This is a genomic window from Methanospirillum hungatei JF-1 (genome assembly GCF_000013445.1).
Classification (GTDB): domain Archaea; phylum Halobacteriota; class Methanomicrobia; order Methanomicrobiales; family Methanospirillaceae; genus Methanospirillum; species Methanospirillum hungatei.
Genome location: NC_007796.1, coordinates 831,608 through 846,554, shown reverse-complemented (window position 1 = coordinate 846,554; position 14,947 = coordinate 831,608). Strand labels below are relative to the sequence as shown.

The following is a 14,947-nucleotide window of genomic DNA, read 5'->3' as shown; positions in this document are numbered from 1 at the left end:
TTCATGCAAAGATTAATTTTTTTCAGCGGCAGAATACCTCCGTATGAATTCGGTGCTGATTACAGGTGCCGGCTATCGAATTCGCAAGCGTGGGGATGTGTTGACGATTGAAACGGGGAAGGATAGTGATACTGCTGAACCTCCCAGGACCCTCTCACCACTTGGTCTTGACCTGCTGGCAATAGCGGGCGATCACTCAATTTCCACTGCTGCGGTTCGTCTGGTAACCTCTCATGGTGGGGCCATTGCACTCATGGACGGACTAGGAAATCCTTTTGGACATTTTCTCCCTCTTGGAAGATCTGCTCTCATTGAACAATATGAGGCTCAGGCTTCTGCTCCGGAGGAGAGAAGACTTGAGATTGCCCGGTCGATATGCACTGGGGCACTGGAGAATAAACGAACGCTTCTTTCAAATCTTGAACGTATCCGTGGATTTGATCTCTCACGAGAGATTAGACTTGTTGAGGATGCACAGGATAAGGCTCTCGAATGTCAGAGTCTTGATAGTCTCCGGGGCGTAGAAGGATCAGGTGCTCATGCGTATTTTCAGGGTTTTTCATTGGCTTTTGATGAGGAATGGGGTTTTTTGGGCAGGTCGCAGAATCCTGCAACTGATCCAGTGAACAGTTTACTCAGTTACGGATACGGGATGCTCTATATTCAGGCCAGGCAGGCACTGGTGCTGTCAGGGTATTCTCCTTATTATGGGGCATATCATGAAACATATAAAAAGCAGGAGGCACTGGTATACGATCTGGTTGAGGAGTTCAGACAACCAGTGGTTGACCGGACCGTTGTGACATTTCTTGCTAAACATATGGCCACACCTGATGATTTTACCTATCCAGATGAGGGTGGTTGTATGATCGGAACGATGGCAAAGAAGAAGTATGCAGCTGCTGTACTTACTCGAATACATGGGAAAGTAAAATATGAAGAACAAACATTTCAGGATATTTTCAAAAGGCAGGCGGAAAGGATTGGAAAAGCACTGACTGAAGGGGATGAGTATGTTCCGTACCGGTACCGGACATGACAGTGAAACATCTGATCGTCTGTTATGACGTGGAGAAGACAAAGGACCGGAACAAGGTGATAAAAGTCCTGGAATATTATGGACTGATCCGGGTGCAGTACAGTGTGTTCATGGGAAGCCTTACGGAAACGAGACTTCATCAGATGAATGCACGAATCAAACGGGAATTTACAAAGCCTAGTATTAAGATACTGGTGATTGAAGTCTGCAATGCCTGTATGGAGCGTGCTCTTCTCGTTCATGAAGAGTTACCCAAGGTGAACCGGCAGTTTGAGGTGATCTAAAAGAAGGGTTTTTCAGGGCCTGTTAGAGGGACTACCCAGTTCTTTATAAACTCAAGGCTCAAAATCGATCCGGGTAAAAAATATCCTAACGGAGGCCGGAATGGGCTTAGATCGAAACATAAAATTTATATATTATGCCTACTTCTTTAAATACTGAAGGCTCAAAATTGATCCGGGTAGGATCTTTGAAAATCGGGGGATGGAGAGATAGGTTTTGAGCCAATCTAAGCGAAAAAAGTGGCGGTTGCAAGTGACCCGAAAATAGAAGGGTATGGCAACATCATCACCAGTGATACAGGAGAACAGGCTGTCGTTGTTGCAAGTGACCCGAAAATAGAAGGGTATGGCAACCGAACGGCGGGTTCTGACGGGGGAGTGTTTTTCAGTTGCAAGTGACCCGAAAATAGAAGGGTATGGCAACTTTATCTTTCCTCCTGTATCGGTAGGCTTCTTTAGTTGCAAGTGACCCGAAAATAGAAGGGTATGGCAACTAAAAATGAATCATAAGGAATATAACGGTTGGTGGGTTGCAAGTGACCCGAAAATAGAAGGGTATGGCAACATTTTTCGTCAATTATACTGTTCACCATTTAAGTTGCAAGTGACCCGAAAATAGAAGGGTATGGCAACTGTTTCAAGTTTTTTACTCGATGATATAATACAAAGTTGCAAGTGACCCGAAAATAGAAGGGTATGGCAACTTAGAGTATTTGGTGGATATGGTAGTATTGCAGTTGCAAGTGACCCGAAAATAGAAGGGTATGGCAACTTACAACCTTCTTTTTCGTTTTTATGGGATTTTTAGGTACTGGCCTCCTTTAGAACTGAACATGGTAGTTTAAAAACTCACTCCAATTCCAAAGATGATCAGTAATACTTTCTAACATTGCTGGAGACTTGTGACTACTTTTTACTTCGATAAAATTATGCACAAATTGAAAGATATTTAGCGCTGAAATGAATCTATTGAGTTTTTTTGAAAAAGAGGCAGTTTTCCTTCCAAAACGGCTCAATCGTTGTCTGATTTTATTATTGTAGCCCTCAATGACTGAGGTAGAGATTGCTTTACTATCTGGATTTCCCATAATTTTCTCTCGAATGACATAAACAAGTTTATTCTTCTCTTTTACTTTGATCACCTGACCATAATCCAAGCATGGCTCACAATATAATTCAGGTAAACAAATGCTATATTGGACGTTTCCATCAGTAAAAATCGATATTTTGTTTTCTGGCGTTGGAAGTTCCATTCGGTTAAAAAATCGAACTAACATATCTGCACAAGTATCAATATTTCTTTTTCCAGATTCAAATGCTAAAAATAATCCAGAATCCCTTTTAAAACAAGTATAGGACCAACAATCACCTAATTCTTCAGAGTCAGTTGTTAGGAGATTCTTGTTTTTTTTTGAACAAACTCCCAAATTTCATCCATCTCACAATCCCCCGCGGAAATGTCATGAATAAAATAATCGTTGAGTTTTTCAGCATGTTCACCGATTAAGTGATAATATCGAGATATAGTGTCGCGATGGTGTCCGGTAACTCGAGATACTCCTCGAATTGAAGTTTTTTCAGTCGAGTGTTTCGCAATTATGAGAACAGCAGTTCGTGGTAAACGAGAATCATACAGAGGAGTATTTTTAGTTTCAATAAAAAAACGTCGACAGTGATGGCAATAGTACTGTTGATTGCCTGCAGAATTATGCCCATTTTTAGTAATATTCTTTCCATCTTCAATTTGAAAATAAGTACAATCCGGATTTTGACACGTAATCAATATAGGACCACGTTTTCCAACCATGAAAATAATTATATCTAAACTTATATTAATTTTTAGTACATAAAATTTAATACTTTATTTGCACTTAGTATTACCAGCTTGCTAACAGGGCACTACCGATTTTTAGTTGCAAGTGACCCGAAAATAGAAGGGTATGGCAACAATGTGAGACTGAATGACTGATAATTAGGTTACACGGTTGCAAGTGACCCGAAAATAGAAGGGTATGGCAACGAAAAAATATTTATCGTTCAGATGGAATTTTGGGGTGTTGCAAGTGACCCGAAAATAGAAGGGTATGGCAACGTAACCTGGTTAGAACATGAGATCAACCTTATGAGTTGCAAGTGACCCGAAAATAGAAGGGTATGGCAACCTGTTAATGATTTGCAGCATGGAAGGACGGTACAGTTGCAAGTGACCCGAAAATAGAAGGGTATGGCAACAATAAATCTTGTGGGAAGGGGCACTACATTTGAGAGTTGCAAGTGACCCGAAAATAGAAGGGTATGGCAACCATCATATAGAGATAGAGCACAAGCTGGAGAAGTTGTTGCAAGTGACCCGAAAATAGAAGGGTATGGCAACTTCGACTGTGCACAGGGGACAACTCAAGTCCTCGTTGCAAGTGACCCGAAAATAGAAGGGTATGGCAACCAGCGTGAATATCAACATCTGCAACTCTGCCCCCGTTGCAAGTGACCCGAAAATAGAAGGGTATGGCAACTTGCGGCTAATAGTGGTGCCACTCAAGTCACCACAGTTGCAAGTGACCCGAAAATAGAAGGGTATGGCAACTTACAATTTTTTGAAATTTGTTGTTCGACTCTTCCTGTTGCAAGTGACCCGAAAATAGAAGGGTATGGCAACAAGCGGGTGCCCTTTAAGCACCAATACCTCATCTGTTGCAAGTGACCCGAAAATAGAAGGGTATGGCAACCCGCTTGTTTCCATTCTATGAGGATGGAAACCTTGTTGCAAGTGACCCGAAAATAGAAGGGTATGGCAACAGTATCTGGTAAAGATTTACCTTCCCTATAGATTGTTGCAAGTGACCCGAAAATAGAAGGGTATGGCAACTTTAAGAGATTTTAGGGGGGCCCTCTTTTAGTTGTTGCAAGTGACCCGAAAATAGAAGGGTATGGCAACCAGTTCTGTAAGCAGCTCCTTTACGGAAAAAGTAGTTGCAAGTGACCCGAAAATAGAAGGGTATGGCAACCTCACATCCGTACTTTACGTGACCAACGTATTGGGTTGCAAGTGACCCGAAAATAGAAGGGTATGGCAACATAGACCCCATGGGTCTACCTTGTAATTCGAGATGTTGCAAGTGACCCGAAAATAGAAGGGTATGGCAACTTGTTATATGCTATAAAGGTAACCTGAAATCGGTTAGTTGCAAGTGACCCGAAAATAGAAGGGTATGGCAACATTCGTGATACCATCGCCTGGCGACGGGCTATTTGTTGCAAGTGACCCGAAAATAGAAGGGTATGGCAACGATGTCCACGTAGAGTTGTTCTAATGCAATGTTAGTTGCAAGTGACCCGAAAATAGAAGGGTATGGCAACCAAGGTGGCAACGTGCAGGCGTGCGGGCACGCATGTTGCAAGTGACCCGAAAATAGAAGGGTATGGCAACACATACAGAAGAGTAGAACATAGGTTAATTGATAGTTGCAAGTGACCCGAAAATAGAAGGGTATGGCAACCACTTCATGGCTGACACGTCATCTCGTGACAGGGTTGCAAGTGACCCGAAAATAGAAGGGTATGGCAACCACACGCTCTTGAGAGACGGCTTTCCAGAATTCTGATAGTTGCAAGTGACCCGAAAATAGAAGGGTATGGCAACTGATTGCCCGGCACCTGTTTGCATGGGATGAAAGTTGCAAGTGACCCGAAAATAGAAGGGTATGGCAACAGAAGTTCTATGATTGCTTTCTTTGCACTTGAGTCGTTGCAAGTGACCCGAAAATAGAAGGGTATGGCAACTATGCGCCGGGTTTCTCAATCGTGCAGGGGAATAGGTTGCAAGTGACCCGAAAATAGAAGGGTATGGCAACCAGTTCAGTGATTCTGTTTACTATGTCATCTGCTGTTGCAAGTGACCCGAAAATAGAAGGGTATGGCAACTGAATAAGTACATTAAACGTTTTGAAGGAGAAATAGTTGCAAGTGACCCGAAAATAGAAGGGTATGGCAACTTTCCAGTCTGCCCCAGGCCTCGTCGCGGTCTGCGTTGCAAGTGACCCGAAAATAGAAGGGTATGGCAACGTGAAAATTATATTTCAATATATTATGGTAATGTAGTTGCAAGTCACCTGAAGAAAATATGAGACTTACCTGTCGAATAGCATTGCCAAAAAATAACCCGACCTTGATAAAATTCCTGGAATATTATGCACTGATATGTTCATCTGTGAAATTTGCGGAGAAGAATTCGAAGACGAGGACGAATCCGACTGGCCTCAAATCTGTATCACCTGTCGTGAAGATGCCGAAACTGACGAACTCCTGGCACTCGATATCATTTAAGACTTAAAAAGCCAAGATGTATCCTGTGGTCTCTCAATGCGGAAATGTCTCAGTTTTGTCGGAACCGGAGAATTAAAACCAGCCAGATACACCCTTAACGGATCTCTATGCGATACTACCGTTATACAAAAGGCACTGGCAGAGTTCTACCATCCTGACATGATAACCCTCTTTGTCACCGGAAAAGCCAAAACAAATAATCTCTCCACCGTCATTACCAGCCTCTCAGAACATCCACACACCCTCATTGACATCCCGGATGGTCGGACGGAATCTGAACTCTGGGAAATATTTGATAAAATATCTCATGCAGTTGGCCCAGATGATGAAATCCTTCTTGACATAACCCATGCGTACCGGTTTATGCCCTTCCTTGCATTCCTCACCGCCCTATACATCAGGGAAGTAACCGGTGCAACCCTTTGGGGAGTCGTGTATGGAGCGTACGAAGCAGGTGAAGATTTCTGTGATCACACCGGTCAGACCCGTAGAATATCACCCATATCAGATCTCACCTCATTCATCACCCTTGTTGACTGGATGATGGCTGTCAGATCCTTTGTCTCCTTTGCTGATGCAAGGGGCATGCAGGCCATGGTGACTGCATCCCGGATTCCTGGATCCATTTCATCCCCCTATCCTGATACGGATCCATATGAAACCCTTACTCATCTTGCCGATTCTCTCCGCCAGTTCACCGCTGGCATACAGCTTGCACGCCCCATCGAAGCCGCAAATTCCGGTATCGAAGTCATGAAACACCTTGCCAATGTCAGAAATAAGATACATGCAGACTTCCCTGCCTTAAATCCGGTCCTAGAAAAAATAAATGAGATGCCCCCGTTTGCACAAACCCGATCCTCCTCTCCCTCCTGGAGCACCCTTGAATCCCAGCTGGCAATCATATCATACCAGGTGGAAAAGGGACTATATCTGCAGGCCGCCGAACTCGCCAGGGAATGGATGGTCTCTGCAGTCATCTGCCACCAGGGACTCTTCTCCTCCTGGCTTAAAGAAACCGTCAGAACCGATGCTGAAGAAGCACTCCATGCTCTGACCATCAGGAAGAAACGAAAAAATTATAAGTCCTCACCAATGGTAAGAAGGCTGGAACAAATCACCGGATGGGAAAAAATCGCTAACACCTGGCAGAAAATTAGCCGGGTGAGAAATGATCTGGCACATTGTGGCATGAGAGAAATCAGGAAAGATGCAAAAACACTTGAAAATAACGTACTCGCAATACCAGGAGAACTCGAAAATGTATATCAGGAACTCAGCAAATTATGAATTAACCCGGTAATCCCATCATCAGAGCATAAAACTTATCAAGAACGTCAGGAAATTTATCAACCTTTTTTTGCAGTTGCCGGACTTTGAGGCTTTCTGGGTTCATCCCGCAATGGGCCAGTTCATTCCTCATCTGCGAGGTCCTGCTCCAAATTCCGGTCATCTCCTTCCAGGAAACATGACTACAGAACCAGTCCAGGAACCTGGGTTTCTCCTTATCATTACGAAGAGACTGGGCTTTAGACTGCGTACTCAGTACCTTCTCTGCACCAGAGAGTGAATTCTCCGCTTCATTTCGGGTCTCTTTTTTCAGCCATTCTTCCCCGGCCCCTGCAGCAAAGAGCAGTACCGTTACCATCCATTCCCGTCCCAGCGTGACCGCCTGCTGATACAGCCCCATCTCAAGCTGAACCTGAATAAGATCACGCTGCTTTTGAATCACAGCATCGGTCAGGATATTAGGCTCCGGCAACGCGAAATGTTCTATCTCTGATATCTTTGATAAAAGCGGCGTCAGAACCGGAGTATGCTTTTTAATTGCTCCAGTAGCAGCTTCGAACCGTTCCTGAATACTATATGCAGTCTTCATCGCCTCGACCGGTCGTGACAGCCGTACAGACGCGGCATACGTTGACATCGGCCCTAACAGGTCCATAAGCGGTTTTGTCCCTTTTCTGCTCTGGATTTGTGAAAACTCCTCATCAGAGATCTGGTTAACCATCTGCTCAAGTACCCCGGCATCGGCATGATGAAGAAAAGACCTGACCCCTGCCATCCAGTCAAAAATACTCACAAATCTGGTCAGATCAAAGACCGGTGCCCGAGAAATCTCTTTCCCGGATTCCAGGTGAATCGTTTCACGAGCCTCAAACGCGCCATACACCACACCAGACAGTGAAAAGGGTTTTATTTCCCTCAAATACGCAATCGAAAGCAGGGCAATAAACGGCAGGGATCGAAACCCGTGTGTGATATCAAAGATAATATCATCATTCTCATGCACCGAATCGGTCACTATTGAAAAGATATCCCAGATCTCATCTTCGCATTTCCCATCAGGGATATCCACAATAGTAATCGGAGTAGAAGGAATCGCAGCCTCAATGATGGGAAGATTCCTGCTTCGTGCCTCACGTGTCACAAACAGCACAACCTCATCAGGCTTATAATACCGGCATAACGCCTCCTGAACGACAGCTGTATGATACTCCTCACCATTCAGACGATATATCGTATCATATAACTGCCCGGTACCGACAAAAGAAAGTAATTTTGTCATCTCATCTCCCTCTACTCATCTGTAATATCTATAATCTCTATCCGAATCTTATAATACCGTTTTAATGGTTCAGTCTCACGTTCCAGATCCTGAATTTTCACGAAGGCCTTTTCCCGGTCACGAACAATCATTACAAAAGTCAGAACATCATCCCTTATATTCAGAGAAAGCCCTAAAACCGCCTGATGGCTCTCCCACTCACGCCTGGAATCTTCATTTAAATGCTTATCCAATTCACTATAGAGTGTCCCTTCATCATTTTTCTGAGCCCTTCGGTAATCATTATCCATCCCATCGGCAACCCTGAGCAAAATATACAGATGATCTCTCTCCTTGCCTGGAAGTTCCATCTTCTTCCGATGACGCAGACACATATCAGCAATAAGACTCACCTCATCATGATTCAAAAACCCGGAAAACAACCCCTCTTTTTCCCATGAACGAACCATCTGTTCTGAAAACTCATGATGGCGACGGTGTATCTCGTCAAAATCCGGACAAATTGAACGATCGATCCCATACCCGATATCATGGAGAAGGCAGGCCCAGTTAAGGATTTTCTGTTCTTCATCTGAAAGACCATACAGTGACCCAAGCGTCCGTGCATTCGCGATAACATGCTCTACATGCCCCCATTTATGCAGGGTCAGAAAGTACGGAATCTCAACCCGCCTTAAAAACCTTGCAACATAGGAGTAGAACTGATTAGAAAGAATCTGTCCGCTTTCTTTGATCTCTCCCTTATCTGGATGAGATAACAACGAGATGAGATCGTCGACCATCTCATGAGAAAAATCAATATTCGGAGCAGTAACATGCCCACGAAATCTGGTCATACCAAGCAACAGGGCCACCGGTAGGTTATCTGATTTCCAATACGTCGTTAGAAGGATTACTGGGTTATCAGGGTTCTGATAACTAACTCCAAGAGCATAATCCTTTCTATACTGCCTGCATGCCTGATCCAATTGTTTATAGCCAAACCCTTCCGCTAATCTGGGGATATACAGAAATGAATCATACTCCATCACCGTATCAGGCTTTGGAATATCCGGAGAGAAATGGTTAAAAAATGAAAAATCATCCTGCCGTATTGCATTAAGACACCCTTCAATATCAGTTTTCGCAGCATCTATTCGTGCAGCAAAAATCTCTTCCTCTTCAGTTACCGGAAGAACAGCATCATCCCTATCACAAATTGCTCCATATCTCCCCCATTTATGAGTAAACTTATCCGGTTTCCCGTAATGAGTAAACATGGCTGATGAAGATATTACAACCTCCGCACCAACCTGTGAAACCTTTCCATAATGCGTAAATGAGTTCTTATGATGATCAATCAGGACAATTCTCGGAACAATCTCGAGTGCTGATTTCATCTCCTCAACAATCTGATCAACAGATAAAGACGGGCACCGGTTGTCAGGCTCAGGAAAGGGAATATCAACAATAACAACAATGGAATAATCGGAAACAAAATTCTTCATATAATAGGGAAACGTATACTGCCAGAAAAAACATGGTATATGAGTCCCATAATCTGCATATTCCTGTTCCTTCTCCGGTAATGGCCGGATATACGAACATACAGTAATCACCTCAAACCCTTCTCCCTTTAAAGCCCGTTCGGAAAGACCAGTCATAATAATGCCATGCCCGTCTGTCCCACCAAATAAAAGTGCCCGTTTAATCATAATTCACCATTATACCATATGTCATCAAATATCTCATACAAATATCAGGAAAAAAAGAAATCCGGATCATTTAAGATTCAGAACCGATATCCAGATAGACCTCCTGAACAAGAGGATCTTTCGGGAACCACTCCGGGTATGCAAAGATGGTTCCAATAGGCCCGGCAATATCGGTTTTTTCTTTCAATTTATTCTGCACATACTCTGCTTTTCGAATATTGTACTCTTTCACATCTTCAATTGAAAGATTGAGAGTATAGTCAATAAACTCAACTTTCTCATCATTATATGTCTGACTTGGTATCTTCACCACTTTCATTGATGCAAATGCAATATTATCTCCAAGTGCACTCTCATGAAGCATATTACATAAAATAAATAGTTCTTCGCGAGGATTTGTAAGAATCTCCCCCCCTGAACCGATTGCAACCGAAAGGTGCCGGTCACGGGACTGCTCAATCCTATTCTTTATAATTTTATCCACATCTTTCTGTGAAAACTTTAGAGTCTGGAAATAATCAGCCAGACTCTTCATATGGGCAACATTGATATCTCGCACTAAAGAGACGCTGTTCATAATATCTTCAGAAAGAGCAGGATTTAAAACCCGACCGCTTCCAGACAGACCAAGCCGTTTTTTCAAGACATTCTGGCGGTATGCATCCTTCTTCCTCGCAAAGGTAACGATAGATGCAACACCCAGGATCTTCTCCTTCGAATCACGGTTTTGAAGAGAAAGTTTCTCCCCTATCTTCGTATCAACATATTGCTTTAATGTTCTGACTTTCAGAGTTTTTACCTTTAAAACTTCAAGATCATGCAAAATCTTCTCAATCTTCTCCTTTCGTTCCCGAAGATCCGGCTTTTTCAAAGGACTGACCAGAAGTGAGTCTAATTTTCTCACAAGTTCCTCAATTCGGGAATTAAAAAGCTCAACAATCAGATTATGTTTCTCTTCTAATCCAACAACCCCTGCCCGCTCAATCTGGTCACATGACCAGCTCTCACTTCTAAGCGTCTCCCACCAGGTATCCAGTTCTTCCTCATATTCTGACTGAATATTAATCTGAAGTTTATTGATCTGATTCTGCAATTTCCCCACAAAATAAGCCAGACCCAAAAGACGATACTCCTGGAACACTGCTAACGCCCGGTCCTCAAGAAATGACTCATTCAAGTTCCGCAAAAATTCTTTCATCGCATCAATGACCAGCTTACGCAATTCTGCCTTCACCGATTCATTCTCATCAATAACAGGACCGAGAAGATCATTTTCCCCTGCAAGATATTTCACCAACCGAATAGGAATATTCAGTTCGCTTTCTCCAAAAGAGGCAAAAGGACTTGGAACATCCTTCCATAGATTCTCCAAACCTTTTGGATACTGGGGAAGAGCAAACATCATAGTTACAATAATCTTATTTGCATGGGAGAGATAATCATCAACCATCTCCCCCTTCTCCTTCCGAAGCTTCGTCGTCAGCTCTTCATCAATACCGAACAGGAAATACCGTTCAAAAGGCCGTTCCGTAACCTGAATAGGTTCACCATGAAACGGAAGTTTCAGGGTTACAGGGGCAACATCTGATGCTGCTGCCAGAACCTTAACCTCCTCAAGAGCAGCAAAGGAATTAGCAAAATATCTCTTTGTGAACGTTGCAGTTGAGATGTCGGTAATATTTGTCCCGGAAGGAAGAATACCAACCCCATAGATATGCGGAGTAATTCCTTTATTACCCAGGATTTCCTTTACTATCTTCTGCAGATAGATGGCGAGAGCCGGGAAAGATCCACTACCTGTTCCCCCACCCAGAGAATGAATAATCCAGATTGCAATGTGACCCCGCTTCTCACCGCCACCTTCCTTCTCTTTCCAGAGATTTGAGAGATCATGTATATGGGCAGTAATCGTCCTTGTTATCTCTTCCTTGTGAAGATCAAGCAGAAATCGTCCATACACCCGCTCCTGAAGAGCACCTCCCTTTTGCATAACGACCCATTTATGCAGATATGGACAATTTTTTTTCAGATTCATCACATCGTACTGGTGATCGGTAATCGCAATTTTCGAGGTATTTGGTGCAAACTCTATGATCCTGTTCAGATCATCAATATTTGAATCAATTGCAACAAACCGGTAATTATCAATGATTCCATTCTTCTCAACAAAAGAGATGAACTCCTTGACAACACTCACTCCCCCCATCCCGACACCAATTGCAAGGGTTGGGATGATACCTGACTCCTCAAATAAATCCTTATCACTCATAATATCCCTCAGAATTTATCCCCGGTCTTCTTTGGTTTATCTGGATTTTCTATCTTTCTGCTACCATCTTCAGGCAAATCAGTTCCAATTTTATTATTCATAATCTTATCCAGTTCAGACTTTACATAATGTTGCAGTTCAATAATACTGGTGGATGGGTTTTCAATCCCGTCAAGTCTGCTTTTTATCTCTTTCAGAATACTCACATCACGGGAAACTATCTTCTTTGAGGTATCCTGCACATTCATGTCCTTCATCTTCACAATGAGGATGAGTATAATCACAATCGCAATTCCAAGAGCGGCAAGAATAAGAAGAATCCCAGTATTATTTGTACTGGTCCGGGTGGTTTGCAGAGTATGCCACGCAGACTGGTCCATAGCAGTTGTAACCGTTTTTTGTTCTGATATTTTTTGTCCAAGTTGAATATAGGAGATCTGCATCTGAACAGGGGTAATCATTGACTTTTGAGTACTCTTCGGATATACATGAAACGTTATGGTCAGTTCCTCTCCTGCTTTCAGATGGTCACAGAAAAGAACATTATTATCGAGCGTAATATTAGCTTGTGTCTCGATTGGAAACAGCGATTTTCCAAAAGAAAGAGGATCAATAAGCCCATCCATCTCTAAAAAAACAATTTTCAGGTCTTCAACGTCATGAGGACCTGATTTGATAATAATTGTTGTCTGAATCTCTTCGCCAAAAGCAGGTGTTAAACCCCCGGAATCAAAGACAGATGATGACGTCAGATCTATGGCTGCTGATGCAGGAATACATAAAAATAAAAGCAGTAATCCCAGTATAAGTCCGCCCTGAATTTTATGAAGTTTAAGCATATTAGCCATTACTTTTCTCCAATACATAAACATATTGATTTTATTCTGAACAGATAGAAATGGACCATCACCGATTTTGTAAATCCACAGTCATGAGGAATATGTAAATCTCTCTTGATTACTGGTCAACACCTCATGTTTATCACATATCATAAATAATAAAAATACTGATGGATATTAACTAGTACTGAAATTATGAATGATCCATGTCTCAAATCATTTTTTACAGGTATACTGGTTGGGATCATCCTGACCTGTCTCTTATTATTTCTTTCCATATCGCTCGTACATCAGGAAAAACCAAACTCAACGCCAATCCCGACAACCCCGACCCTGAATCAGTCCGTGACACCAGTGGAAACGGAAAAACCTTTCGAAGATAAACGTCTGGCATCTGATATTCTCACGACTGGAAGAACAATACAAGACATCTATACACAATTATCCAATGAAATATCAGAAGGTGATCTGAATGGAGCCATGCTTACTTTAAATATCCAATATGCCGATGAACTTTCAGGAGCAGTAACCAGGGCGAATTCATATCACATCAGTCCGGAGGGGAAAGTCATGCTCAATTCATGGCTGGCATACCTTGATAAACTTCCAATGGTCTTATACCGGACCCAGATGCAGATAGAAAATATTGGTAAAAACTATTATGCAAAGGCCCATGCGGAAAAAATCTCTGCGGATAAAATCCTCATCGTTGCTGATACCTACCTGAAGGCAGCAATGGACGAGGCAAAAAAACTGAATGGAGAGCCGGCAGAATTACGCCTCAACAAAGTCTCATTACCCCTTTCCAACAAGGACATCTAAAAATTTTGCTCCATAATCGGAAATATACAGATTATTCCCCTGACGCTCAAGAATTCCATGATGAAGAAGAAGAGAACAATCCTCTTCATTTAACATATACGGATCAAAAACCACCCGGCTTAAGAGGGAACTGATATACGAGACAGGATAGGGAAGTGTTGGAATTCGGATCAACTCATATTCATTCTTTGGAGGATACAGGATGTACTCAAACATCTCCCGGTTATCTGCATATATCATAATTTTGTCCTCTTCTTTTTCAGCCCGGAACAATCTCATCATCGTCGGTCTCATTCGTTCCAGGTGTTGATTGAAGAGTTTTACCTCATGGTTCACAATATGATACACTCCATCCACATTAAGAAGTTGCCCCAGGAGTGCAAGAGTGATACACATGTTCTTTCTTCCGCCGGCCACATTGAGCAGAATACGCTCACACCCATAACTTTCACGTTCTTTCTTAATCACACGTGCTGCAATTGCCATGAATGTGAGATTTTCAACATCTGAACTGATATCATCAAACGGAAGCAGCTCTACATGAACCCTGATTCGGGGGTATCTGGATTTAAGTCCAAGTTTTACGACATCACAGCCGGCTAATACCTGTTCATCCTTTGTCGCGAGGAGCACTAGATCAGATACCGGTTCATCAAGTGCGTCAATACCTGCAGTAATGACCGGGGGGCTTGTTCCTATTGGGGCAATAATTGCAGTTTTCATATCCTTGTTGAAAGCTCTGGGCATGATTTCCTAACCTCTGCTATTATCTACTATCCATTCTCCGGTCGCATAAAGATACCGGAAAAGCATGAATTATCCTCATATAATGGTGAGGAAAGATCACTCTCAAGCTTTTCCTCTTGTGATGAGTATAACTTTTGCCCTCAATTATACTAAATGCACTATTAATCTTAAAATGAGATCGTATCTTTCAAGGTCAGGTCTTAACTGAATTTTCATTGCTGAAACATACTATGAATTCGTATCCGTAATATTTGATTATGTCAGTTTCTTTATATTATGTCGTTTTTTCGCTCCATTACCATCTCAATACAATTTTTCAAATGGAGAATAATGATTTAACAAATAATAGAGAAGAGAATATCCT

The 14,947-nt window shown here is 42.5% G+C and carries 11 protein-coding genes and 2 CRISPR repeat arrays; of the genes, 5 read left to right on the top strand and 6 right to left on the bottom strand.

Going from position 1 to position 14,947, the window contains the following annotated elements; genetic code table 11:
* Nucleotides 1–43 precede the first annotated feature (43 nt).
* Both cas1 and cas2 read left to right on the top strand, forming a co-directional pair.
* Complete coding sequence (cas1, locus tag MHUN_RS03855; protein ID WP_011447767.1) at nt 44–1,039, top strand: CRISPR-associated endonuclease Cas1; 996 nt, start codon at nt 44–46, stop codon at nt 1,037–1,039.
* Nucleotides 1,036–1,323: a CRISPR-associated endonuclease Cas2 gene (gene cas2, locus MHUN_RS03850; RefSeq protein ID WP_011447766.1), complete on the top strand. Its 288-nt coding sequence runs from the start codon at nt 1,036–1,038 to the stop codon at nt 1,321–1,323. The genes cas1 and cas2 overlap by 4 nt, the downstream gene beginning before the upstream one ends.
* Before the next feature lie 243 nt (nt 1,324–1,566).
* Nucleotides 1,567–2,092: direct repeats of the CRISPR family, unit length 36 nt; unit sequence GTTGCAAGTGACCCGAAAATAGAAGGGTATGGCAAC.
* Between the two features lie 49 nt (nt 2,093–2,141).
* On the opposite strand, the gene MHUN_RS18135 is transcribed toward cas2, so the two are convergent.
* A protein-coding gene (locus tag MHUN_RS18135; RefSeq protein WP_143709314.1) for an IS1-like element ISMhu11 family transposase occupies nt 2,142–3,127 on the bottom strand; the annotation gives its coding sequence in 2 pieces (ribosomal slippage) (nt 2,142–2,734 and nt 2,734–3,127; 987 coding nt in all).
* Nucleotides 3,128–3,232: 105 nt separating this feature from the next.
* Nucleotides 3,233–5,453: a CRISPR direct-repeat array (repeat unit 36 nt; unit sequence GTTGCAAGTGACCCGAAAATAGAAGGGTATGGCAAC).
* 64 nt (nt 5,454–5,517) lie between these two features.
* Between MHUN_RS18135 and MHUN_RS19700 the strand changes: the two genes are divergently transcribed.
* Together MHUN_RS19700 and MHUN_RS03840 are read left to right on the top strand one after the other, a co-directional pair.
* On the top strand, nt 5,518–5,643 hold the full coding sequence (locus tag MHUN_RS19700) for a hypothetical protein (RefSeq protein WP_275039201.1): 126 nt from the start codon (nt 5,518–5,520) through the stop codon (nt 5,641–5,643).
* Nucleotides 5,644–5,679: 36 nt separating this feature from the next.
* Nucleotides 5,680–6,933 (top strand): TM1812 family CRISPR-associated protein, encoded by a 1,254-nt coding sequence (locus MHUN_RS03840; RefSeq protein ID WP_011447765.1) that lies wholly within the window; start codon nt 5,680–5,682, stop codon nt 6,931–6,933.
* 1 nt (nt 6,934) lies between these two features.
* Here the strand turns inward: MHUN_RS03840 and csx2 are convergent, their stop codons facing one another.
* The 4 genes from csx2 to MHUN_RS03820 form a co-directional block, all read right to left on the bottom strand.
* Nucleotides 6,935–8,212 carry a TIGR02221 family CRISPR-associated protein gene (gene csx2 / locus MHUN_RS03835; protein ID WP_011447764.1) on the bottom strand — a complete coding sequence of 426 codons (1,278 nt, stop codon included), beginning with the start codon at nt 8,210–8,212 and terminating at the stop codon, nt 6,935–6,937.
* An 11-nt stretch (nt 8,213–8,223) separates the two neighbouring features.
* Nucleotides 8,224–9,906 (bottom strand): HD domain-containing protein, encoded by a 1,683-nt coding sequence (locus MHUN_RS03830; protein WP_011447763.1) that lies wholly within the window; start codon nt 9,904–9,906, stop codon nt 8,224–8,226.
* Nucleotides 9,907–9,976: 70 nt separating this feature from the next.
* Nucleotides 9,977–12,175, bottom strand: coding sequence for a tubulin-like doman-containing protein (locus MHUN_RS03825; protein ID WP_011447762.1), 2,199 nt, complete (start codon nt 12,173–12,175; stop codon nt 9,977–9,979).
* An 8-nt stretch (nt 12,176–12,183) separates the two neighbouring features.
* Nucleotides 12,184–13,014: a hypothetical protein gene (locus MHUN_RS03820; protein ID WP_143709345.1), complete on the bottom strand. Its 831-nt coding sequence runs from the start codon at nt 13,012–13,014 to the stop codon at nt 12,184–12,186.
* Between the two features lie 195 nt (nt 13,015–13,209).
* Here MHUN_RS03820 and MHUN_RS03815 point away from each other — a divergent pair, with 195 nt between their 5' ends.
* Nucleotides 13,210–13,836, top strand: a complete 627-nt coding sequence (locus MHUN_RS03815; RefSeq protein ID WP_011447760.1) for a hypothetical protein — start codon at nt 13,210–13,212, stop codon at nt 13,834–13,836.
* Here the strand turns inward: MHUN_RS03815 and MHUN_RS03810 are convergent.
* Nucleotides 13,810–14,583, bottom strand: a complete 774-nt coding sequence (locus MHUN_RS03810; RefSeq protein ID WP_011447759.1) for a CRISPR-associated protein Csx14 — start codon at nt 14,581–14,583, stop codon at nt 13,810–13,812. The genes MHUN_RS03815 and MHUN_RS03810 overlap by 27 nt on opposite strands.
* Nucleotides 14,584–14,947: the final 364 nt, after the last annotated feature.

Excerpts from the sequence above, each read along its gene's own strand:
- cas1 (WP_011447767.1), top strand. The coding sequence starts at position 44 with ATGAATTCGGTGCTGATTACAGGTGCCGGCTATCGAATTCGCAAGCGT.
- MHUN_RS03820 (WP_143709345.1), bottom strand. The coding sequence starts at position 13,014 with ATGCTTAAACTTCATAAAATTCAGGGCGGACTTATACTGGGATTACTG.
- MHUN_RS03810 (WP_011447759.1), bottom strand. The coding sequence starts at position 14,583 with ATGCCCAGAGCTTTCAACAAGGATATGAAAACTGCAATTATTGCCCCA.
- MHUN_RS03815 (WP_011447760.1), top strand. The coding sequence starts at position 13,210 with ATGAATGATCCATGTCTCAAATCATTTTTTACAGGTATACTGGTTGGG.
- cas2 (WP_011447766.1), top strand. The coding sequence starts at position 1,036 with ATGACAGTGAAACATCTGATCGTCTGTTATGACGTGGAGAAGACAAAG.
- MHUN_RS03825 (WP_011447762.1), bottom strand. The coding sequence starts at position 12,175 with ATGAGTGATAAGGATTTATTTGAGGAGTCAGGTATCATCCCAACCCTT.
- csx2 (WP_011447764.1), bottom strand. The coding sequence starts at position 8,212 with ATGACAAAATTACTTTCTTTTGTCGGTACCGGGCAGTTATATGATACG.
- MHUN_RS19700 (WP_275039201.1), top strand. The coding sequence starts at position 5,518 with ATGTTCATCTGTGAAATTTGCGGAGAAGAATTCGAAGACGAGGACGAA.
- MHUN_RS03840 (WP_011447765.1), top strand. The coding sequence starts at position 5,680 with ATGCGGAAATGTCTCAGTTTTGTCGGAACCGGAGAATTAAAACCAGCC.
- MHUN_RS03830 (WP_011447763.1), bottom strand. The coding sequence starts at position 9,906 with ATGATTAAACGGGCACTTTTATTTGGTGGGACAGACGGGCATGGCATT.